This window comes from Mycobacterium sp. (assembly GCF_040509115.1).
GTDB lineage: Bacteria > Actinomycetota > Actinomycetes > Mycobacteriales > Mycobacteriaceae > Mycobacterium.
In genome coordinates, this window is sequence record NZ_JBEVLO010000403.1 from 21,345 (window position 1) to 43,086 (window position 21,742).

A 21,742-nucleotide genomic window follows, 5' to 3' on the forward strand; every position below is an offset into this window, starting at 1 on the left:
GTTCAGGCCGCCGTCGACCGCACCTTGCGGGCGGGGACGATGCGGTCGGCCAACCCGTAGGCGACCGCCTGCTCCGCAGTGAACACCTTGTCGCGCTCGGTGTCCTGCAGCAGCGTCTGTTCGGTCTGCCCGGTGTGGGCGCTCAGCACCTCGTTCATCTGGCTCCGCACACGCAGCACCTCCTTGGTGTGCAGTGTCAGGTCCGAGATCGTGCCGCGGCCCCCGATCGACGGCTGGTGCAGGAGCGCCCGCGAATGCGGCAACATCGACCGCTCCCCCTCGGCGCCACCCGCAAGCAGGACTGCCGCGCCGGACGCCGCCTGCCCCACACACGTGGTGGCGATCGGCGAGTGGACGAACTGCATGGTGTCGTAGATCGCCATGGTGGCCGACATGGAACCGCCAGGCGAGTTCAAGTAGAGGCTGATTTGTTGGTCCGGCGACTCGGACTCCAGGTGGAGCAGTTGGGCGACGATCACGTTGGCGACGTCGTCGTCGATCTCCGTGCCCAGATAGATCACCCGGTCCGACAGTAGCCGGGAGTAGACGTCGACGATGCGTTCACCACCCGCGGTGCGTTCCACGACGTTGGGGATCGAGTAGTGCCCCATGATCAGTACCCCAGCCCGGAGTTGCGTCCCGCAGGCCGGACCGCCTCGAGCGACGACACCACCCGGTCGACGAAGCCATACTCCCTGGCCTCTTCGGCGGTGAACCACCTGTCGCGGTCGGAGTCCGCTTCGATCCGCTCGACGGACTGCCCGGTGAACTGGCTATTCAGGTTGTTCATGACGGTCTTGGTGTGCTCCAGATTCTTGGCCTGGATCTCGACGTCGATGGCCGTGCCCTGCACGCCCGCCGACCCCTGATGCATCAGAATCATGCTGTGCGGCAAGGCGAATCGCTTGCCGGGTGAGCCGCCTGCCAGCAACACCTGGCCCATGCTGGCGGCCAGCCCCATGGCGACCGTGACCACGTCGGGCTTGATCGCGACCATGGTGTCGTAGATGGCCAGTCCCGCGGACACCGAACCGCCGGGCGAGTTGATCAGAAACAAGATGTCGCGCCGGGGATCTTCCTCGGCGAGCAGGAGCAATTGAGCGCAGAGTTTGTTCGCGATCGGATCGTCCACCTCCTGACCGAGTTGAATGATGCGCTGGTTCTGCAACCGGTTCAGTAGGTGATCGGCGACGAGGTCGGGTGCTTCAGTCGATGACATGTCCCGACGATTGCAGGCCGGGTCGGTGTGCCGCCACCAGATCTGCTCAAGGCGGATCCGCTGACAGCAGCGGGCACCCGGCGTGGATCCCTCTCAGCCGCTGTCGGACTCGTCCGTCTTCGCCCGCCTGGCGCGGGCCCGCCGCTTGCCTTCGTGCATGGCGGCGACCCTGGCCACCGGGATGCCGCGGCCCTGCTCGATCAGGTCGTCGGGCAGCCGCTGCGGCGCTGGCATCGACTCCGCCCACGGGTCGCGCCCGGCCAGCGCGCCGATCGCCGTGCGCACGGTGAAGTCGCCGGGCGACACTCGGTCGAGGTCGGACCAATCCACTGGAAACGACACCGGCGTTCCCGGCCGCAGTCGCGGGCTGTACGCGGCGGCGACGGTCGCGCCACCCGCCCGCGTGGAGTCGACGAACACCTTGCCGCCCCGGTCGTCGACGATGAATGCGGTGGTCGCCACCTCGGGGTCGAGCGCTTCGGCACGGGCCGCCAGCGCGCGGGTCGCCGCGGCGACGTCCTCAACGGGTGCGGCCGTTTCGCTCGAGTCGATCGGCACGAAGACGTGAATTCCCTTCGCGCCGCTGGTCTTCACGGCACCCGCCAGACCGGAATCCGCGAGGGCGCGCCGCACCAGATGCGCGACGGCCACCACCGCAGCGAAGTCGTCGTCACCCGGCGGGTCGAGGTCGAGGATGAGATGGGTAGGCCGATAGACGTCGTGAACGTGCTCGCTCGCTGAGCCGCGCTCTGCGGCCAGCCCAAGCGTCGGGTGATATTCGACGGCGCGCTGATTGGCCAGCCACAGCAGCGTCCGCCGGTCGTCGCACAGGGCGTAGCGCACCTCGCGCTTGGAGGCCTCAGCCCAGATGGTGGCGGTTCGCACGAAGTCGGGCGTGTACTTGGGCACGTTCTTCTGCATGAACGGCGCCCTGCCGCGCAGCACCCGGAGCACCGTCAGCGGCCGGCCGACCAGGCCCGGCAACATCCGATCAGCGACCGCGTCGAGGTAGTCGATCAGGTCACGCTTGGTGGCGTCGGCTTCCGGCGTCAGCGCCTGGTCCAGGTTCGTCAGCTCGACTCCGGCGCGCTCCTCGCTAGTGGCCACGGAGTCATCCTCCCCGAAACCCGGCTCGCCGAGGGCGATCCTACGTCGAAAGGTCGGCGAAGTCGCGGGAGGACGGCGGGTGCGGCTGATGCTCGGCTAGCGGATAGCTGGCGTGTGGGTAGGACACGTCCGGCGCCAGTGAGATGCTCGCCGGCAACGGCGCGAACGCCACCGCTCCCGCCGACGCCGTGACGATCGATGCGAGCGCCGTACTGGCGAGCACGAAAGTTGATTTGCGCATGATTGCTTCTCCACTGTGCAACAACGGTTTTCATCGATGTCCGGATGTCCTCGATATCAACCTATCGCGAACCCGAGCCGATGCCAGATGCTCATAGAAAAGACAAATCTATGGCGACCGCCGCTACGGAAGATCCGGATACAGCGCAGCCACGCCCTTGGCGAGACCGGCCTGAACGCCGCGACTCGCGTCGTCGCCGAGGATCTCATAGGCCCCCGCTGCGATCGCATCCACCGCGAGTGCGGCAACGACGCCGGGATCAGACCTCGGCCCTTCGAGACCCTCGGCCATGTCGGTGTCCATCAGACCCACGTGCAAGGCGGTCACGACGATTCCGCGGCCGGCCAGTTGGGCGCGCGCTGCGTTCGTCATCGACCAGGCCGCCGACTTGGACGCGCAATACCCACCGCTGGCGGGGAAGCTGATCCACGACAGCACCGACAGCACGTTGAGGATGCCGCCACCACCGTTGCCCTCGATCACCGGAGCGAACGCCCGCACCATCGACAGCGTGCCGAAGTAATTGGTGGCCATCTCGCGGTGCGCGCCGTCCAGATCATCGGTGAGCAGATCGACGTTGGCCGCGATGCCCGCGTTGTTGACCAGAAGCGTCACGTCACCCGCGGCCTGCGCCGCGGCGGTCACGGAGGCCTGGTCGGTGATGTCGACCGCCACGGGAATGGCGCCGCCGTCGACGTCGATCGAGTCGGGATTGCGGGCTCCTGCGTAAACCTTGGCGCCGCGCTTGAGCAGTTCGTTGGTGAAGTGCCGACCGAGTCCGCGGTTGGCTCCGGTGACTAGGGCGGTGCAGGCAGAGATGTCCATTGCACGATTCTGCGCCTCGCAAGCGCCGCGGAACGAACGGTAGCGAAGGTCGGCCGGATTCGTGCAAGAGAAGGCGGGCGGTGTGGCTAGGTGGGCTATTCGGCTATGGGCTGTGCCGCTATGTGGCGGCCTTGTACGTGCGGCGGTAGGCGCCCGCCGTGGTCCCGACCGCCTTCTCGAAGTTGCGGCGCAACGTCTCCGCCGACCCGAACCCCGCCATCGCGGCGACCTCGGAAATGGCGAAGTCACTCGTCTCGAGCAAGACCTTGGCCCGATTGACCCGCTCCCTGGCGATCCAGTCGAACACGCTCATCCCCGTCGAGGCGCGAAACTTGCGTACCAACGTGCGCTCGCTCATGTGCTCGTGCCGCGCCAGCTCCGCCAACGTCAACGGTTCGTGGACGTTCTCGCGCAGCCACTGCAACAGCGATCCCATCGGGGCGGAGTCATCGGCACGCATCGAGTCCTTGATGAACTGCGCCTGTCCACCGGAGCGATGCGGGGCGCTGACGAGGATCCTGCCGAGATCGTTGGCGACGGCCTGTCCCCTGTCCAGTGCCACCATGTGCAGCGCGAGGTCGGTGGCCGCCAAGACCCCGCCGGAGGTGTGCACCGGCGGGTCGTCGACGTAGAGCCGGTTGACGTCCAACCGCACGTCGGGGAAGGACTTCCGAAACTCGGGCGCCAACAGCCAGTGCGTCGTCGCCGTCCGCCCGTCGAGGATCCCGGCTTGCGCGAGGATGAACGCCCCACCGCAGAACGACACCATCCGGGCTCCCGCACCGCCCGCCGCCCGCACGGCGTCGAGCAGGTCGTCGCTGCGCTGGGCCAGTGGTTCCAGGATGCCCGGCACGATCACCGTGTCGACCTCAGCGAGAACGTCCAGCGGCGCCAACTCCCCCATGTCGACGCCACGGGGAAGGACGTAGCGACGGTCCTCTGCGCAGAGCACCACGTCGTAGGGCGAGTCCTCGGGGATGCCCATGATCTCTGCGACCGGCGGCATCGGCGGGCCGAAGACTGCTTGGGTGACGAGGACTTCCAACGGGGCGCTGTCGGGCACCACGACGATGCCGATCACGTGCTTGCCACGCCCGCGAGACGTCAGCGGACTCTTGACGGTTGGCACGACAACCTCCTTGTGCGTCGCCGAGTGGGGCGAAATCCATGGGCCATTGGCCGAAATCGTGCCTTCTCACCGTATCCCGCCAACGACAGCGGGCAGCGCCCGTCGTCGGCCCGGCGATCTGGGGAGCGATCAGTAGGGAGAATGACGATGCCGCGGGCCAGAGTCGATCCCGTCATCACTCCGGGCGAGATGATCGCTCGAACCTCACCGCCTGGACATCGGGTCGGCCCGGTGAGAATGCGCTCGTCGAAATACCAACCCGTACCCGGCTGTGCGGTGAATCGCGAGGCCGCCCCATCCGGACTCGGCGCCCCATCCGAGCAACCGCGATACGTCGACGCCGTCGACGACATTCGGCGCACTCCGGCGGGCCGGATGCCCCCCGCACCTGGTGCTCGCACCGAGAAGCCCGGCGGTTTGGCTCCCGGCGCCGCCCCCGAACGGCATTGCGAGCGAACTGGCATCGATGGCCGAGAACGTAGGGCAATCCGACCAACGTGACGACTGCACAACGATCGAAATTCACTTTGTGCGCCAATGCCACGACAAGCGCCTAAGTCTGTATGGTCTTGAGCATCCGATCACGTCGGTGCCGTGCTCCCAACCGGAGGCACGGAGCTACGGAAACGAACCAGAAGGGTCACGGTCTCAATACGACGCACGTCGGCTCGAACGCCGATGACCGTCGTTGACCATGCTGCTTATGCGGCAACGGCGCCCAGTCCCCGCGCTACCTCTTGAAGGTGCTCGACAGAGGGATGACAAGACGCGGTGATGACTTCGCATCGCCGCTAACGCCTGAGCATAAGGATTTTCGTGAGCAAATTCACCGACACCATGTTCGCCAACGCGAATAGCAGTCGCAACGGAATGACGACCGGAGATCCAGGGACGCCAGTTCGACATACCTGGAAAGAGGTCTACGACCGCGCGAGCCGCGTTGCGGGTGGCCTCGCCGAGGCCGGCATCGGCCACGGTGACGTCGTCGCCGTTCTGGCGGGCGCTCCGGTCGAGATCGCGCCGACCGCCCAGGGCATCTGGATGCGGGGCGCCAGCCTCACCATGCTGCATCAGCCGACCCCACGCACCGACCTGCTGCGCTGGGCCAAGGAGACCACCGACGTCATCGAGATGATCGACGCGAAGGCCGTCGTCGTCTCCGATCCGTTCCTGGCCGCGGCACCCGTGCTGGCCGAACACGGCATCCAGGTCCTGACCGCAGAACAACTGCTGGCGAGTCAGCCCATCGAGCCCGTGGACACCGACGACGACGACCTCGCGCTGATGCAGTTGACGTCGGGATCCACCGGATTCCCCAAGGCCGTGTGCATCTCGCACGCCAACATCGTGGCCAATGCCGAGGCGATGTTCATCGGCGCGCGCTTCGACACCGACACCGATGTGATCGTCAGCTGGCTTCCTTGCTTCCACGACATGGGCATGACGGGCTTCCTGACGGTGCCGATGTACTTCGGGGCCGAACTGGTGAAGGTCACCCCGATGGACTTCCTCGGCGACATCCTGTTGTGGGCCAAGCTGATCGACAAGTACAAGGGCACCATGACCGCGGCGCCCAACTTCGCCTACAACCTGTTCGCCAAACGGTTGCGCAGGCAGGCCACCGCAGGGCAATTCGATCTGTCGTCGCTGCGATGGGCACTGTCCGGCGCCGAGCAGGTCGACCCCGCCGACGTCGAAGACCTCTGCGACGCAGGCGCTCCGTTCGGGCTGCGACCGGAGGCGATCGTGCCCGCCTACGGCATGGCCGAGACGACGGTGGCCGTGTCGTTCACGGAATGCGGCTCGGGCATGGTGGTCGACGAGGTCGACGCCGACCTCCTGGCCGTCCTGCACCGCGCCGTTCCCGCCACGAAGGGCAACACCCGAAGGCTGGTGGCCCTTGGTCAGCCCATCGACGGGTTGCAGGCCCGCATCGTCGACGAGGACGACAACGTCCTGCCCACCCGCGCGGTCGGCGTCATCCAGGTGCGCGGCAAGCCCGTCACGACGGGCTACCTCACCATGGCCGGTTTCATCGGCGCGCAAGACAAACAGGGCTGGTACGACACCGGCGACATGGGCTACCTCACCGAGGCCGGCGACATCGTGGTGTGCGGCAGGGTCAAGGACGTCATCATCATGGCCGGGAAGAACATCTATCCGACCGACATCGAACGTGCCGCCACCCGAGTGGCCGGGGTCCGGCCCGGGTGCTCGGTCGCGGTGCGACTGGATGCTGGCATGTCACGCGAAACATTCGCCGTCGCAGTCGAATCCAACGACTTCGGCGACGCCGACGAGGTGCGCCGCATCGAACGCCAAGTGGCCCACGAGGTCTTCGCCGACGTCGACGTCCGCCCCCGCAACGTCGTGGTGCTCCAGCCGGGCGTCATCCCGAAGACGCCGTCGGGGAAGCTGCGCCGCGCGCATGCGCTCTCCCTCGTCGGCTGACCGAACGGCCTAGGACTTCGAGGCTCTGCGACCGCGGGGACGGACCGCCAGAGCGGGGCGGGGCGTCGGCCGCTCGCCGGCGTCTGCCCGTGCCGCATCGACGATCTCGGCGGCGGTGCGAAACAGCGGGGTGGCCTGATGTGCGGCGCTCAGCGGTAGCCCGGCGGCCAACCGCAGCAGCAGACCCGCGAGGGTTCCCGGCGTCAAACTCGGAACGATCAGAAGGTTGGCGCTGGCGTCTCGGCCGGTGACGGCCATCAGGTGCTGATGCTTGTTCTGCCAGTGCCGTGAGTTCAGATCCGGCAGGTTCTCCGACATCGACCAGTTGACCGAGATGTCGACCACCTCACCCAACCGCTCGTGCAGCACGGCGACGAGCTCGGGCAGTTCTCTGGCCAGTCGATTCGTGTGTGGCCACCACGCGCCATCCACCCGGCGACCGAGCTGACCGCACAGGGTCAGCCGGACAGGGCTGGCCGTTCGGCGTGACGCCGTACTGGTCACCGAGGTGCCGTCGACGCGGGGTGAGTGCTGGCGATCACGCTGATCCTTCTCGTGGGAACGCCGTCGCGCGGTGCGCAACGGCAGACGAATCGGATCCACGCTGATGTCACTCGCACGGGGTTCGGGTGCGACTCAACCGTCGACGACGAAGCGGCTCATCCATCAGCCTACGCATTGTGAAGGGGCATCGCGGCCGGACGCGCGCCTGCGACTACCCTCGACTGGTGTCCGATCTGGTACTGACGCAGGTCGAGGACCGCGTCGCGCTCATCACGATCAACGATCCCGACCGCCGCAACGCGGTCACCGCGGACATCTCCGCGGCCCTGCGCGCAGCGGTGCAGGCCGCCGAAGCCGACGCGAACGTCCACGCCGTCATCGTGACCGGCGCTGGAAAGGCGTTCTGCGCGGGCGCGAACCTGACCGCCCTCGGCGCCGCCACCGAGGACGGCCTCCGGGTGATCTACGACGGCTTCCTGGCCGTGGCGAACTGCTCACTGCCCACGATCGCGGCCGTCAACGGCCCGGCGGTAGGGGCGGGCCTCAATCTGGCGCTCGCTGCGGACGTCCGCATCGCCGGGCCGTCGGCGCTGTTCGACCCACGGTTCCAAAAGCTCGGGATCCACCCCGGCGGAGGAGCCACCTGGATGCTGCAGCGCGGTGTCGGCCCACAGGTGGCGCGCGCATCGCTGTTGTTCGGCATGCGCTTCGATGCCGAGGCCGCGGTGCGCTACGGCCTGGCCCTCGACGTCGCAGAGGATCCGGTGGCCGCCGCCCGCGAGCTGGCAGCAGGTCCGGCGTCGGCGCCTCGCGACGTGGTGATCGCCACCAAGGCCTCCATGCGCGCGACGGCCAACCCGGGAGTCGTCGACACCGAGCAGCACGCGATGGCCGTAGACGTCGAGATCGGCCCGCAGGCGGTGTCGATCGAATCACCGGAATTCGCAGCACGATTGGCCGCAGCCAAGCGCAGGTAGTCGCTACGCGGGTGGCGCCAGTGCCACGATGCGCTCGGCTCTCCGAAGCACGGGCATGTCCACCATCTGGCCATCGAACTGGAAGACCCCACGCTCGCCGCGGGCCGCCTCCAGCACGGCGCGGGCCCATTCGACCTGGTCGTCGGTGGGCGTATAGGCCGCCCGGATGACCTCCACCTGCGTGGGATGGATGGCGACCTTCGCGTCGAATCCGACCGCAACGGCGTCGTCGGTCTCGGCGCGCAAACCGTCCAGGTCGGCGATGTCGAGGTACACCGAGTCCAGCGCGATCCGGCCGAATGCCTTGGCGACCAACAGCGTCTGCGAGCGGACGTGCTTCACGACGTCGCGGTAGGAACCGTCGGGCCACCGGTTGGCGGTACCGCCGGTCGCGGCGACGAGATCCTCGGCGCCCCACATCACGGCGACCGCATTGTCGGCCCGTGCGGTCTCCATGACGGCCAGCGCACCGAGCGGTGTCTCGACGAGCACCACCACCTCCAGCGGCGCCAACGACCCGACCTGTGCGGCGGTCTCGGTCTTGGCCAGCATCACGGTGGTGTATGCCGTCGCCGCGAGCGCCTCGAGGTCGAGCTCGTGGTCGGGGGTCGAGACGGGGTTGACCCGCACGACGGTGCGCGTCGGATCCAGAGGGGTGTCGATCAGCGCTCGGCGGGCGGATTCGCGATCGTGGGCCGCCACGCCGTCCTCGAGGTCAAGGATGACGACGTCGGCTGCGGCAGCAGCCTTCTCGAAGCGCTCGGGCCGGTCGGCGGGGCAGAACAACCACCCGGGGCCGTTGCTCCCCAACATCACGGTGCCTCGGTCGGGGCCTTGCGCACCATCGTCTTTCGCGATGCGGTGGCGACCACGTCGCCGTGCTGATTGCGGCCGGTGTGGGCGAACGTCACGATGCCCTCCCCCGGTCGGCTCTTCGACTCGCGGGTGTCGGTCACCTCGGACTCGGCGTACAGCGTGTCTCCGTGGAAAAGCGGCTTCGGGAACGCGACGTCACTGAAACCGAGATTGCCCACGATGGTGCCCTGGGTGAGCTGCGCGACCGACAGTCCGACCAACGTGGACAGGGTGAGCATCGAGTTGACCAACCGCTGGTGGAACGGCGGCAACGCATCGGAGAACGCCGCATCGAGGTGCAGCGCCTGGGTGTTCATCGTCAAGGTGGTGAACAGTACGTTGTCGGCCTCGGTGATGGTCCGTCCTGGCCGGTGCTGGTAGATCACGCCCTGCTCGAACTCCTCGAACCACATCCCGCGCTGGACGATCACCCGAGCCTCCGTCACAGGCCAACCTGGCGAGCGACGACCATCAACTGCACCTCCGACGTTCCTTCCCCGATCTCGAGGATCTTGCTGTCCCGGTAGTGCCTGGCAACGGGGTATTCGTTCATGAACCCGTATCCGCCGAAGACCTGGGTGGCGTCTCGCGCGTTGTCCATCGCGGCCTCGCTGGCCACCAACTTGGCGATCGCCGCCTCCTTCTTGAAGGACTTGCCGGCCAGCATCAGTGCTGCCGCGTCGTAGTACGCGGTGCGGGCGGTGTGTGCGCGGGCCTCCATCCGCGCGATCTTGAAGGAGATCGCCTGGTAGGTACCGATCTTCGCACCGAACGCGTCGCGCTCCTTGGCGTACTTGACGCACTCGTCGACGCAGCCCTGAGCAACGCCCACCGCCAGGGCCGCCATCGCGACGCGGCCCTCGTCGAGGATCCGCAAGAAGTTGGCGTAGCCACTCCCCAGCTCCCCCAACAGGTTCGCCTCTGGCACGCGCACGTCGTCGAAGCTCAGCGGGTGGGTGTCCGAGGCGTTCCAACCCACCTTGTCGTACGCCGGTCCAGCGGCGAAGCCCTCGGTCGGAACCGGCACGAGGATCGACGATATCTGCTTGGCGCCGTTCTGCTCACCGGTTACCGCGGTGATGGTGACGAGCTTGGTGATGTCGGTGCCGGAGTTGGTGATGAACTGCTTGGAGCCGTTGATCACCCAGTGTCCGTCGTCGAGCCGTGCGGTGGTCTTGGTCGCACCGGCGTCGGTGCCCCCACCCGCCTCGGTGAGACCGAACGCGCCCAGCGCCCGGCCGCTCGTCAACAGCGGCAACCACTCCTGCTTCTGCGCGTCGGTCCCGAAGTGGTAGACCGGCATCGTGCCGAGTGACACCCCGGCCTCCAACGTGGCGGCCACACTCTGGTCGACCTTGCCGAGTTCCTCCAGGGCGAGACACAGCGCGAAGTAGTCACCACCCATGCCGCCGTACTCCTCGGGGAAGGGCAGTCCGAACAGTCCCATGTCGGCCATCCCCGACACGACCTCATACGGAAAGGAGTGTTCCGCATCGTGTTTCGCGGCCACCGGGGCCACGACGCTGCGGGCGAAGTCGCGGACGGTCTTGGCGAGCTGCTCGTAGTGATCCGGCAGAGTGCCGGTGGACAGATAATCGTTCATGACTTGGACTCCTCGGAATGAGCGGTGACGCGGGCCAATGGCTGGCCCACCTTGACTTGATCGCCGACGGCGACGAGTAGTTCGACGGTGCCGTCCGCGGGTGCCGACAGGGCGTGTTCCATCTTCATTGCCTCGACGGTCACCACGACGGTGCCCGCCGTCACGGTTCCACCGTCCGCAACACCGACTGCCACCACCGCACCCGGCATCGGGCTGGTCAACTCGGCATCGCCGCCGAGCTCGTCGTCCGGACGTACCGGTGGTTCGCGCACCTCGTCGAAGACGGTGACGCCGGTCTCGCCTGCGAGCCAGATCTGGTGTCCGGAATCGGCGACCCGGAATCGGGCTTGCAACCCGTCCAGCGTGACGATGAGAGCATCTCCGTCGAGTATCGCTGCGAGAGAACGTGTTTCGTGACCCTCAAGGCGTGCGACGGCCCGCTCGGGCGTTCCCGTGACATGGACGTGGTCGGTCGCGTCCCCGCAGCGCAACCGCAGAACGGTGGCGGCGTCCGCGCCGAGACGCCAGCCGGACGGCACCGACCACGGGTCGCTCGTCGCCTGCTGCCACCGGGTCAGCCAACGGTATGCCGCGGCGGCGATGAAGAGCTCCTCGCCTGCCGTCGGCGTGGTGAACTCACCAACGCGCCGGTCCAACAAGCCGGTGTCCAGGCGGCCCGCCGCGACGTCGGGGTCGGCGAGGAGAAATCGCAGGAAGTCGACGTTGGTGACGACACCCAGCACGGCGGTGCGGCTCAGCGCACGGTCGAGGCGGCGCAAGGCCGCGCCACGGTCCACGTCGTGTGCGATGACCTTGGCGAGCATCGGATCGTAATCACTGCCGACCACGGTGCCCCCGAACAGGCCCGAATCCACCCGCACGCCGGGGCCATTCGGCTCCTCGACGCCGAGCACGGCACCACCGGTCGGCAGGAACCCGTGGGCCGGGTCCTCGGCATACACCCGGGCTTCGATGGCGTGTCCGGTCATGACGACGTCTTCCTGGCGGACCGTCAGCTCCTGGCCCGCGGCGATGCGAACCTGCCATTCGACCAGGTCCAGGCCCGTCACCTCTTCGGTCACGGGATGCTCGACCTGCAGCCGGGTGTTCATCTCCATGAAGAAGAACTCGTCGGGGCTCGCCGCGGAGACGATGAACTCGACGGTGCCCGCACCGACGTAGTCCACGCTGCGGGCGGTGTCGCACGCCGCGGCACCGATGCGGGCCCTGGTGGCCTCGTCCAGCAGGGGTGAGGGCGCCTCCTCGATGACCTTCTGGTGCCGACGCTGCAGGCTGCACTCGCGCTCACCGAGATGGATGACGTTGCCGTGGGCGTCGGCGAGTACCTGCACCTCGATGTGCCTGGGCATCAGCACGAACCGCTCCAGGAATAGGGTGTCGTCCCCGAAGGCGGCGGCCGACTCGCGTCGCGCACTCGCCACCGCGGCCGGTAACTCCTTGGGGTCGTCGACCATGCGCATGCCCTTGCCGCCACCACCCGCGGACGGCTTGACGAGCACGGGGTAGCCGACGTCGGTGGCGGCCGAAACGAGGTCGGCGTCGGTCAGGCCCTGTCGGGCGATGCCGGGAACCACCGGCACCCCGGAACGTTCGACCGTGTCCTTGGCGGTGATCTTGTCGCCCATGGTGGCGATGGCGTGCGCGGGCGGACCGATGAACACGATGCCCGCGCGTTGCAGCGCCGCCGCGAATTCGGCGTTCTCGGAGAGGAATCCGTAGCCAGGATGCACGGCTTGCGCGCCACTGCGCACCGCCGCGCCCACGACGGCGTCGACGTCGAGGTAGCTCTGCCTGGCGGCGGCCGGGCCGATGCGTACCGCGGTGTCGGCCTCGGCGACGTGGCGGGCGCCGGCATCGGCGTCGCTGTAGACGGCGACGGACCGGATGCCCATGGCTCGCAGCGTGCGGATCACCCGCACCGCAATCTCACCGCGGTTCGCGACGAGGACGGTGTCGAAGGTGGTGCTGCGGTCGGCCGAAGGGTCGGGACTGGTGGTCATCTGCATCACATCCTGAAGACGCCGTAGGACACCGGCTCCAGCGGGGCCTGCGCGGCTACCGAGAGCGCAAGCCCGACAACGGTTCTGGTATCGGCAGGGTCGATGACACCGTCATCCCACAGCCGTGCGGTGGAGTAGTACGGGTTGCCCTGATGTTCGTACTGCGCGCGGATGGGGGCCTTGAACGCGTCCGCCTCCTCGGCCGTCATGTCGCCGCGCACGGTGGCGAGCACCGAAGCGGCCTGCTCGCCGCCCATCACCGAGATCCGAGCATTGGGCCACATCCACAGGAAGCGCGGTGAATACGCCCGCCCACACATCGAGTAATTGCCCGCCCCATAGGATCCGCCGATCACGACCGTGAGTTTGGGCACCCGCGCGCACGCGACGGCGGTCACCATCTTGGCCCCGTGCTTGGCGATCCCCCCGGCTTCGTAGTCGCGGCCCACCATGAACCCCGAGATGTTCTGGAGGAACAACAACGGCGTGGAGCGCTTGTCGCACAGCTCGATGAAATGCGCTCCCTTCATGGCTGATTCACCGAACAGCACCCCGTTGTTGGCGACGATTCCGACCGGATGGCCGTGAATCCGCGCGAAGCCCGTCACCAGCGTCGAGCCGTACTCCGCCTTGAACTCGGCGAAGTCGCCAACACCTTGGGCATGCGAAGCGCCGGGGGAAGGCCCGTCGACGATCCTGTTGATCACCTCGTGCACGTCGTACGGCACGCGCGGGTCGATGGGTACGACGTCGTAGAGCTCGGTCTGATCGGCGACGGGATCCACCGTCGGGACGACGTCCCACGGCGTTGCCGACCGGGGCCCGAGGGTGTCGACGATCCGGCGGACGATCCTCAGCGCGTCGCGATCGTCGTGCGCGAGATGGTCGGTGACCCCGGAGACCTTGGCGTGCAGATCGCCGCCACCTAGATCCTCCGCGGTCACCACCTCGCCCGTCGCGGCCTTCACCAGGGGCGGACCGCCGAGAAAGATGGTCCCCTGGTTGCGCACGATCACGGCCTCGTCGCTCATCGCGGGGACGTACGCCCCGCCCGCGGTGCAGGATCCGAGCACCGCGGCGATCTGCGGAATGCCCCTCGCGCTCAAATTCGCCTGGTTGAAGAAGATCCGGCCGAAGTGCTCCCGGTCGGGGAAGACCTCGTCTTGCCGGGGCAGGAACGCACCGCCCGAATCGACGAGGTAGATGCATGGCAGCGCGTTGTCGGCCGCGATCTCCTGAGCCCTGAGGTGCTTCTTGACCGTGATCGGGTAGTAGGTCCCGCCCTTCACCGTCGCGTCATTGGCGACGACCATGCACTCCCGGCCGGAGATTCGGCCGATGCCGGCGATCATTCCAGCGCCGGGACATTCGTCGTCGTACATGCCGTCGGCGGCAAGTGGTGACAGCTCGAGGAAGGGGCTGCCAGGGTCGAGCAGTCCGTTGACCCGGTCGCGGGGCAGCAGCTTGCCCCTGCCGACGTGCCGTTCCCGTGACCGTGGGGATCCGCCGAGCGCCGCTGCGGCGAGCTTCGACTTCAGCTCGGTGACCAGCGTCAGGTGCTGATCGCGATGAGATGTCCGCGTTGCCATGCAAGCCATTCCAGTTGAGTTAATGACGACTAACTGATGGTAATGTTAGTGACGATTAACCCAAATGTCCAAACGCCAGTCCGAGGAGTTGTCAGTGCCGTCACCGGCCTCGTCGTCAACCAGCCGCAGCCAAGCCAAGTCCGACCGCCGTACGCAGCTGATCGCCGCCGCCGAGCGACTCTTCGCCGAGCACGGGTTTCTAGCGGTGCGGATCGAGGACATCGGCGCCGCGGCGGGCGTCACGGGTCCCGCCGTCTACCGCCACTTCGCCAACAAGGAGACCCTGCTCGCCGAACTCCTCGTCGGGATAAGCACGCGGCTGCTCACCGGCGCCGCGGAGGTCGTCGACCGTGCCGGGACCGCCTCCGAGGCGCTGGATGGATTGGTGGACTTTCACCTGGACTTCGTGCTGGACGAGTCCGATCTGATCCGCATTCAGGACCGCGACCTCGCCCACCTGCCCGCTACGGCCAAGCGTCAGGTCCGTCGCGCGCAGCGACAATACGTCGAGGTATGGGTGAACACGCTGCGCCAACTCGATGGCGAGATGGACGAACCCGATGCCCGGTTGATGGCCCACGCCACGTTCGGACTGCTCAACTCCACCCCGTACAGCGTCCGCCCGGGAGCAGCGCCACAGTCATCGCGCGCACTTCTACGCGCGATGACCGTCGCTGCGCTCACGCAGGCGCGTGGCAGCTAGTACCAGACCCGCCGCCCACCAACGGCGTGTCCGGCCGCTCCCAGCATCCAGAACACGGCACCGATGACGAGCGCGACGACGCCGACGTAGGCCAGAACCGGCATCCCAAAGACGAGACCAACAATGAGGAGAACAACCCCAAGCGCGATCATGGCAATGCGTTCCTTCGTGATCACTGGTTGGGCGGCGGGATGTCCACGTCGCAATCCGCCACCTTCGGATTGATGTCGCCTACCCAATTCAGCGGGCCGGCAACCACGTTCAGCGCTATCGTGCCCGCCGTCGCACAGTTCGCGTCCCCACCCGCGAAGTACCCCCGGTCATAGGCGGCATACGCCCCGATCAACAACCAGATGAGCACGATCACGCCGAGTAAACCGCTACCACGCATGCTGACCTCCATGTCGGTGTCCGCCACGATGACGAGACCTTGCTTTACCCGAACGACAATTCTGGTAAACCCCTGACGGCCCCGGTAGCTCCCCGCCGCGATCGGACCATCTGAACCGGTCGTGCCCGCAGGTACCCTGCAGACATGAGGTGGGCATGACGGATCCATCAGGCCGCGATGGGTGGGGGCAAGAGCACCCCGGTACGTACAGCTACCCCGTCGAACCCGGTGAGACGGACGGCCGACGGCCGCGACGAGAGCCCGTCAACCCGCCCCCGGCCGGACTCAACCCCACCCAGCAGCTGCCTGCCTACTCGCCCTACGGCCCCGACCCGTACGGCACCTACGGGATCCCGCCACAACCACCCGGCCCGCCCCCCGAGCCACCACGGCGCGGCGGGCGGGGATCGCGAGCCTGGCTCTGGGTGCTCGCGGCCCTCGCCCTGATCCTCGTGGTTGGCCTGATCCTGAGTTTGCTGATCGACAACAGCTCACAGGAGCCGATGACGGCCGAGCCCCAAACGCCGCTGCCCAGCGAGGCTCAGACCACCGCGACGAGCAGGCCACCGACCACCACCAGAAGCACGCGACCACGAACGACGCCGTCGACCACACCGTCGAGGACGGCTCTACCACCGGACAGCACCTCCCCCGGCGCAACCCACACCGTGGTGTACACGGTCGCAGGCGAAGGACGCGCCATCAGCATCCTGTATCTCGACACCGGCGGCATTCTCCAAACCGAGTTCAACGTCCTGCTGCCGTGGAGCAAGCAGGTCGAGCTCACCGGTCAGGCCAACCTGCAGGCCAGCGTCAGCATCGTCAACGTCGGCCGCGAGATCAGCTGCGCCATCAACATCGACGGCGTCCAGACCCAGCAGAGGACGGGCACCGGTCTGACGCTGTGCAACGCACTGGGGGGCCGTTAGCGGGAGCGCGTTGGCACCCGCACCGCGAGGACGGCGACCAAGCCCAGCGCCAACACCGTGATCAGGCCGCCCAACCCCGCCCGGTCCGACCCGAAGACGTCGATGAAGGTGAAGAACAGGAACGGCGCGAGGAACGACACGGCCCGCCCGGTGGTGGTGTACAGCCCGAACGCGATGCCCTCCTTGCCCTCCGTGGACATCCGCAGCATCATCGTCCGCGCGGACGACTGGGTAGGCCCGACGAACAGGCACAGCAGTAGGCCGCAGACGAAGAACGCCACCACCCCAGACAGCGTCAACAGCACGAGCCCCACGACCACCATCGCCGTCAGCGAGCCCACGATGACGGGCTTGGACCCGACGCGGTCGTCGAGCAGGCCGCCGAGCACCGCACCGATCGCAGCGATCACGCACGCAGCCACGCCGAACAGCAGCACGTCGGCAGGCGACACCCCGTACACGCTGACGCCCAGGACCGCGCCAAAGGAGAACACCCCGGTCAACCCGTCACGAAAGACCGCGCTGGCCAACAGGTAATACACCACCTGACGGTCACGACGCCACTCGCCCTTCACCTCGATCCACAAGGCGCGATACGCACCGAGGAACCCCACCGCGGGTGGACGCTCATCGGTGTCGAGGTGTCGCGCCGTCACCAGCAGGGGCAGTGCGAACAGAGCGAACCAAGCCGCGGTCAAAAGCATTGCGGCGCGGACGTTCTGCCCGTCGTCGGTGGGCAGTGCCAACATCCCGCCGTCACCTCGAATCAGGCCGAGGTACACCACCAGGAGCAGCAGCACACTGCCGAAGTACCCTGCCGCCGAGCCGAATCCGGATACTCGACCAGAGGTCTCTGGGGTCGACAGCTGCCTCAGCATCGCGTTGTACGGCACCGTGGCGAGATCGCTGAACGCGGCAGTGCACGCCAGCATCGCCAGGCCGAGCCACAGATACTCGTAGTCCGCACGGATCAGACTCATCGCCGACGTCAACGCCACCACGGCACCGGTCAGCACGGCGAGGACGGTCCGCCGCCGGTGCGGCGCGTCGACGAGGACGCCCGTCGCTGGCGCGAGGAGCGCGACGGACAGGCCTGCCATCGTCAACACCCGCCCGAGCCAACTGGCAGGCGTCGTGGGACCCGGCAACCCCGCACCCACCTGTTCGGTCAGGTACACGGAGAAGACGAACGTCACGACGATCGCGTTGACACCCGTGGCACCGCAGTCCCACAACGCCCATGCGACCACCCGGGAGCGTCCCGCCGTTCGAGGACCCGACGCGGGGTTGCTCATGACCGCACTCTATTGGTCCCTACGATTGGCGCCATGTCCGTACCCGCTCCCAGCCCCGATGCCCGAGCCGTCGTCACAGGCGCCTCGCAGAACATCGGTGAGGCACTGGCCACCGAACTCGCCGCCCGAGGGCACCATCTCATCATCACCGCGCGGCGCGAGGACGTGCTCACCGCGCTCGCCGACCGTCTGACGACGCGCTACGGCGTGACGGTCGAGGTCCGCGCCGTCGACCTCGTCGACCCGGCCCAACGCGCCACGTTGTGCGCCGAACTCGCCGCCCGCAACGTCTCGATACTCTGCGCCAACGCCGGAACCGCGACGTTCGGCCCGGTGGCGGACCTCGACGTCGACGGCGAGAAGGCACAGGTTCAGCTGAACGTGCTCGGCGTCCACGACCTCGTCCTGGCCGTACTCCCCGGGATGATCGAACGGCGCGCGGGCGGCATCCTGATCTCCGGCTCCGTAGCAGGCAACTCACCCATCCCCAACAACGCCACGTACGCCGCGTCGAAGGCCTTCGCCAACACCTTCAGCGAGTCTCTGCGCGGCGAGGTCAAGGCCCACGGCGTGCACGTCACCGTGCTCGCCCCTGGACCGGTCCGCACCGAATTGCCGGACCCGGACGACCAGTCCCTCGTCGAGAAGCTGATCCCGGACTTCCTGTGGATCTCCACCGAGCACACCGCGAAGCTGTCGCTGGACGGGTTGGAGCGCAACAAGATGCGCGTCGTGCCCGGCGTGACGTCGAAGGCGATGTCCGTGGCCAGCGGCTACGGGCCGCGGTCCATCGTCACCCCGGTCGTCGGCGCCGTCTACAAGAAGCTCGGCGGCGACTGAGGCCAGCGACGCGCTAGCCTGCCGACGCGGCAGGCGCTGCGCGGCGCTCTCCGGTGGCGGATGAGCCGGTGCCAGCCAACCCGCAGTAGTCGATCGCCGTGGCAGCCATGACCTTGGCGACGTTGATCAACGAGTCGACGTCCACCCATTCGTTGGGTCCGTGGGCGTCCGCGCCGATGGGCCCGAAGATGATCGGCGTGGCACCGTGGTCACGGTAGAAGGCACCGTCGCACACCGCGGGGAAGCCAGTGACGGGGGTGTGCATGTGCAGTGCCGCAGCATGTTTGGCGACGCTGACCACCAACGGATGGTCCGGGGAGGTGTCGAACGGCGGAAAGACGAGCCCGGCCAGTTCCCACTGCACGACCGGTGGGTGCTCCGCGAGCCAGGGATCCTGCATGCTCCAGTGATGGACGAAGTCCACGAATGCCCGTCGAATGTCCTCGGAATCCTCGTTGGGTAGGTACTTCAGGTCGAAGTCCACGACGGCGACGTCGGGGGTGATCGCCGGGTTGGTGACGGTGACGGGCAGGCCGTCGGAACCCAGACCAGACCCGACGTGCACGACACTGGGACTGATGGTGGTGATCCCCGCGGGCAGCAGCGGGTGGAACTTGCGTTGCGACCACGCCTTCTCGAGATGACCGACCGCGGTGATGAACCGCGTGACCAGTTCGGCGGCGTTCACGCCCGGGCGCATCCGATCCGGTGTGTGGGGCTGTGGATAGATGTCGTTGTATCGCCATCCGGCGTGGGCGCTTCGGCCGCGGATGGTCACCCGTACCCACTCCAAACCTGGCTGGCAGACCATGATCTCGTTCTGGGTGGGCTCCGCGACGATGACGGCCGTTGCGGTCGGCCCGCGCTGAAGCAGCGCACGGGTGCCGAAGCCGCCTGCCTCCTCGTCGACCACACTGTGCACCTGCAGATCCCCGGCCAACGAGATGCCGCAGTCGTAGATGGCCTGGACGGCCGCGATGGCGGCGCCGAGACCGGCCTTCATGTCGTAGGTTCCGCGGCCGTACATCCGGCCGTCCCTGATCTCGGCGCCGAACGGGTCGGACTCCCAATCGGCGCGGTCTCCGGTGGGCACGACGTCGATGTGGCCGTTGAACACCAGGCTACGTTCGCCTGCTCCGTCGAGCGTGCCAATCACGTTGGGCCGTCCCGGCATTGCCTCGTGGTCCGTGGCGGTCATGCCAGCCGACACCAGAAGATCCGCCACCAGGCGTTGCGCCTCGGGCTCTCGGTTGATGTCGCCGCCGGTCTCGAACTTGGGGTTGACGGTGGGAATCTGGACCAGTTGCCGCACGGTGTCGATGACCCTGTCGCGGTGACGGTCGATGGACTGGACGACCTCCTGGATTGCGGATTCTTGCGACATCATGCCTCCTGGATCGGGTGCTGCCCGGGTGGGTCAGTAGGACTTGGCTGCGTTCACGGTGGCGGCCGGCGGCACGGGATCCGCCACGCGAAGGAACCGGACCGTGGCGACGTAACCGGCGCCGGAAACGATTGCGACGAGCGGGATCGGAAGGACGTCGGTCGGCAGGAAGAAGTAGATCACCGCGCCGATGGCCGACCACGCCAGTGCCGTGACGTTGACGCCGTGGGTGTAGCGATACGGACCGTGCAGGTCGAAGAGCGCGTCCACGTCGATACGACCCCGCTTGACGACGACGTAGTCGGCGATGATGACGCCGACGATGGGCGCAAACACGTTGCCCATGGCCGTCATGAAGTCGCTGAAATCGTCGACCACGGCAGGCAGGATGGCCAGTAGGACACCTACGACGGCGACGGCGAGCGTGGACCAGAACCGCCCGAGTCGGGTGGTCAGGTTGGCCAAGGACAATCCGCCGGTATAGAGATTGAGGACGTTGATGGTCCAGTTGTCGAGGATCAGCACGACCAGGACGAGGAACAGCGTCACACCGCCGACGCCGAGCGTGGGGATGACCTCGAAGGCGTTGGAGGTCTGTCCCAGCGTCGCCGCCGCCGCGTAGGCCCCAAAGACCGCCGACCCGGTGGTGCCGACCAGCGCCGCCGCGATCGTGCCGACCCACATGTCGCGTCGCGAGCTCGAGTAGCGGCAGTAGTCGGCCGCGTCGGTGACCTGGCTGAACCACGCGGCGGCAACGGAGTTCACCCAGACCGCGAAGACGGCCCATCGCCAACCCTCGGAGTTGGAGAACGAGAACACTTCACTCGGCGCGAAGCCGGGTGCGTCATGCGTGGCGAGGAGGTAGAACAGATACCCCAGGATCACCACCTTGACGGGAAACGCGACTTTCGACAACCACTTCAGTGAGCCGTAACCCAGAAGTGCGACGGACGCCTGGAGGATGGCGAACACCGCGCTGACGGCGATCAGCGATAGGTCTACACCGAGCCAAACACCCACGACCGCAACGATTCCCATGGCGCCAGCGAGCGTTTGGAAGGCAAACCAGAACGCCGAACTGACCGCGCGCAGGGTGGACACGATCCAGCGCGATGCGCTGATTCCGAGAAATGCGCGCGTCGACACGATGCCGGGCAACCCGTAGTCGACCCCCACGGTGGCCATCACCGTGTAGGCGGCGAACGCGATGGCGATGCCGAGGACCTGGGCGGTCACCGCCGCCCAGAACGACAACCCCGAGGCGACGGCCAAACCGGCGATCAGGATGAGGCCCGGGTTGAGTAGCACGTTGACGATGATCTGGAACAAGTCGTACCAGCGCACCGTGCGTTCGGATGCCGGTACCGGTTCGACGCCGTACTGCTCGACGGAGGTTGGTTGTCTGAGCGGGGCGGCACCGTCGGACGGCCGCGCGGGTGAGTGCTCGTCGGACGGGGGTGGTTCCGCGGTCACTGCGACTTCCAATCGTAGGGCGAGTGCAGGGGATTACCGGCCACGCTAGTTGAAACACATATTTCTGTCTAGCGCAGGAACGGCAGATGTGAAATGTATGATTCAGTGGGCGCCAAGCGCCATCCGGTGCCAGGCGCGGCGGGATGGCGCCGGCGCCAATCCCCTCGGCCCCCTTAGCGACCCGGTCAGGTAGCCGGCGAGCACGG

The 21,742-nt window shown here is 67.3% G+C and carries 22 protein-coding genes; 5 read left to right on the top strand and 17 right to left on the bottom strand.

What is annotated here, in order from left to right; all coding sequences use genetic code 11:
* Positions 1-2: 2 nt before the first annotated feature.
* The 6 genes from ABW137_RS27825 to ABW137_RS27850 form a co-directional block, all read right to left on the bottom strand.
* A complete protein-coding gene (locus ABW137_RS27825; RefSeq protein ID WP_526404785.1) occupies positions 3-611 on the bottom strand; it encodes a ClpP family protease in 609 nt (202 codons plus the stop codon).
* Between the two features lie 2 nt (positions 612-613).
* Positions 614-1,219: a ClpP family protease gene (locus ABW137_RS27830; protein ID WP_526404786.1), complete on the bottom strand. Its 606-nt coding sequence runs from the start codon at positions 1,217-1,219 to the stop codon at positions 614-616.
* A gap of 93 nt (positions 1,220-1,312) precedes the next feature.
* Positions 1,313-2,326, bottom strand: coding sequence for a DNA polymerase domain-containing protein (locus ABW137_RS27835; protein ID WP_526404788.1), 1,014 nt, complete (start codon positions 2,324-2,326; stop codon positions 1,313-1,315).
* A gap of 40 nt (positions 2,327-2,366) precedes the next feature.
* A complete protein-coding gene (locus ABW137_RS27840; RefSeq protein WP_526404789.1) occupies positions 2,367-2,567 on the bottom strand; it encodes a hypothetical protein in 201 nt (66 codons plus the stop codon).
* 123 nt (positions 2,568-2,690) lie between these two features.
* Positions 2,691-3,392 carry an SDR family oxidoreductase gene (locus tag ABW137_RS27845; protein ID WP_526404791.1) on the bottom strand — a complete coding sequence of 234 codons (702 nt, stop codon included), beginning with the start codon at positions 3,390-3,392 and terminating at the stop codon, positions 2,691-2,693.
* Positions 3,393-3,510: 118 nt separating this feature from the next.
* Positions 3,511-4,521: a GlxA family transcriptional regulator gene (locus ABW137_RS27850; protein ID WP_526404793.1), complete on the bottom strand. Its 1,011-nt coding sequence runs from the start codon at positions 4,519-4,521 to the stop codon at positions 3,511-3,513.
* Positions 4,522-5,337: 816 nt separating this feature from the next.
* On the opposite strand from ABW137_RS27850, the gene ABW137_RS27855 reads away from it, so the two are divergent.
* Positions 5,338-6,972, top strand: coding sequence for a fatty acyl-AMP ligase (locus ABW137_RS27855; protein WP_526404795.1), 1,635 nt, complete (start codon positions 5,338-5,340; stop codon positions 6,970-6,972).
* Positions 6,973-6,981: 9 nt separating this feature from the next.
* Here the strand turns inward: ABW137_RS27855 and ABW137_RS27860 are convergent, their stop codons facing one another.
* Entirely contained in the window at positions 6,982-7,575 is a 594-nt protein-coding gene (locus tag ABW137_RS27860) for a DUF5994 family protein (protein ID WP_526404797.1), read from the bottom strand.
* A gap of 125 nt (positions 7,576-7,700) precedes the next feature.
* Here ABW137_RS27860 and ABW137_RS27865 point away from each other — a divergent pair, with 125 nt between their 5' ends.
* On the top strand, positions 7,701-8,453 hold the full coding sequence (locus ABW137_RS27865; RefSeq protein ID WP_526404798.1) for an enoyl-CoA hydratase: 753 nt from the start codon (positions 7,701-7,703) through the stop codon (positions 8,451-8,453).
* 3 nt (positions 8,454-8,456) lie between these two features.
* Here the strand turns inward: ABW137_RS27865 and ABW137_RS27870 are convergent, their stop codons facing one another.
* The 5 genes from ABW137_RS27870 to ABW137_RS27890 are packed head-to-tail and all read right to left on the bottom strand — an operon-like array spanning position 8,457 to position 14,521.
* A complete protein-coding gene (locus ABW137_RS27870) occupies positions 8,457-9,269 on the bottom strand; it encodes an HpcH/HpaI aldolase/citrate lyase family protein (protein WP_526404800.1) in 813 nt (270 codons plus the stop codon).
* Positions 9,266-9,721: a MaoC family dehydratase gene (locus tag ABW137_RS27875; RefSeq protein ID WP_526404820.1), complete on the bottom strand. Its 456-nt coding sequence runs from the start codon at positions 9,719-9,721 to the stop codon at positions 9,266-9,268. Before ABW137_RS27875 ends, ABW137_RS27870 begins: the two co-directional genes overlap by 4 nt.
* Before the next feature lie 29 nt (positions 9,722-9,750).
* Entirely contained in the window at positions 9,751-10,911 is a 1,161-nt protein-coding gene (locus tag ABW137_RS27880; protein WP_526404802.1) for an acyl-CoA dehydrogenase family protein, read from the bottom strand.
* Positions 10,908-12,932 carry an acetyl/propionyl/methylcrotonyl-CoA carboxylase subunit alpha gene (locus ABW137_RS27885; protein ID WP_526404804.1) on the bottom strand — a complete coding sequence of 675 codons (2,025 nt, stop codon included), beginning with the start codon at positions 12,930-12,932 and terminating at the stop codon, positions 10,908-10,910. The genes ABW137_RS27880 and ABW137_RS27885 overlap by 4 nt, the downstream gene beginning before the upstream one ends.
* A 5-nt stretch (positions 12,933-12,937) precedes the next feature.
* Positions 12,938-14,521 (bottom strand): carboxyl transferase domain-containing protein, encoded by a 1,584-nt coding sequence (locus ABW137_RS27890; RefSeq protein WP_526404806.1) that lies wholly within the window; start codon positions 14,519-14,521, stop codon positions 12,938-12,940.
* A 64-nt stretch (positions 14,522-14,585) separates the two neighbouring features.
* Between ABW137_RS27890 and ABW137_RS27895 the strand changes: the two genes are divergently transcribed.
* Positions 14,586-15,224, top strand: coding sequence for an SACE_7040 family transcriptional regulator (locus tag ABW137_RS27895; RefSeq protein WP_526404808.1), 639 nt, complete (start codon positions 14,586-14,588; stop codon positions 15,222-15,224).
* Here the strand turns inward: ABW137_RS27895 and ABW137_RS27900 are convergent.
* Both ABW137_RS27900 and ABW137_RS27905 read right to left on the bottom strand, forming a co-directional pair.
* A complete protein-coding gene (locus tag ABW137_RS27900; RefSeq protein WP_526404824.1) occupies positions 15,221-15,328 on the bottom strand; it encodes a DUF6131 family protein in 108 nt (35 codons plus the stop codon). The two genes, ABW137_RS27895 and ABW137_RS27900, sit on opposite strands and share 4 nt — an antisense overlap.
* Positions 15,329-15,396: 68 nt before the next feature.
* A complete protein-coding gene (locus tag ABW137_RS27905) occupies positions 15,397-15,615 on the bottom strand; it encodes a hypothetical protein (protein ID WP_526404822.1) in 219 nt (72 codons plus the stop codon).
* Between the two features lie 155 nt (positions 15,616-15,770).
* Here ABW137_RS27905 and ABW137_RS27910 point away from each other — a divergent pair, with 155 nt between their 5' ends.
* Positions 15,771-16,544 carry an MmpS family transport accessory protein gene (locus tag ABW137_RS27910; RefSeq protein WP_526404810.1) on the top strand — a complete coding sequence of 258 codons (774 nt, stop codon included), beginning with the start codon at positions 15,771-15,773 and terminating at the stop codon, positions 16,542-16,544.
* Here ABW137_RS27910 and ABW137_RS27915 read toward each other — a convergent pair.
* Positions 16,541-17,839 (bottom strand): MFS transporter, encoded by a 1,299-nt coding sequence (locus tag ABW137_RS27915; RefSeq protein ID WP_526404811.1) that lies wholly within the window; start codon positions 17,837-17,839, stop codon positions 16,541-16,543. The genes ABW137_RS27910 and ABW137_RS27915 overlap by 4 nt on opposite strands.
* 33 nt (positions 17,840-17,872) lie before the next feature.
* Between ABW137_RS27915 and cmrA the strand changes: the two genes are divergently transcribed.
* The gene (cmrA, locus tag ABW137_RS27920) at positions 17,873-18,679 is read left to right on the top strand and encodes a mycolate reductase (RefSeq protein ID WP_526404813.1); all 807 of its coding nucleotides are present in this window, start codon (positions 17,873-17,875) and stop codon (positions 18,677-18,679) included.
* A 13-nt stretch (positions 18,680-18,692) separates the two neighbouring features.
* Here the strand turns inward: cmrA and ABW137_RS27925 are convergent, their stop codons facing one another.
* Together ABW137_RS27925 and ABW137_RS27930 are read right to left on the bottom strand one after the other, a co-directional pair.
* On the bottom strand, positions 18,693-20,063 hold the full coding sequence (locus tag ABW137_RS27925) for a M20 family metallopeptidase (protein WP_526404815.1): 1,371 nt from the start codon (positions 20,061-20,063) through the stop codon (positions 18,693-18,695).
* A 33-nt stretch (positions 20,064-20,096) separates the two neighbouring features.
* Complete coding sequence (locus tag ABW137_RS27930) at positions 20,097-21,536, bottom strand: purine-cytosine permease family protein (RefSeq protein ID WP_526404817.1); 1,440 nt, start codon at positions 21,534-21,536, stop codon at positions 20,097-20,099.
* Between the last annotated feature and the right edge of the window lie 206 nt (positions 21,537-21,742).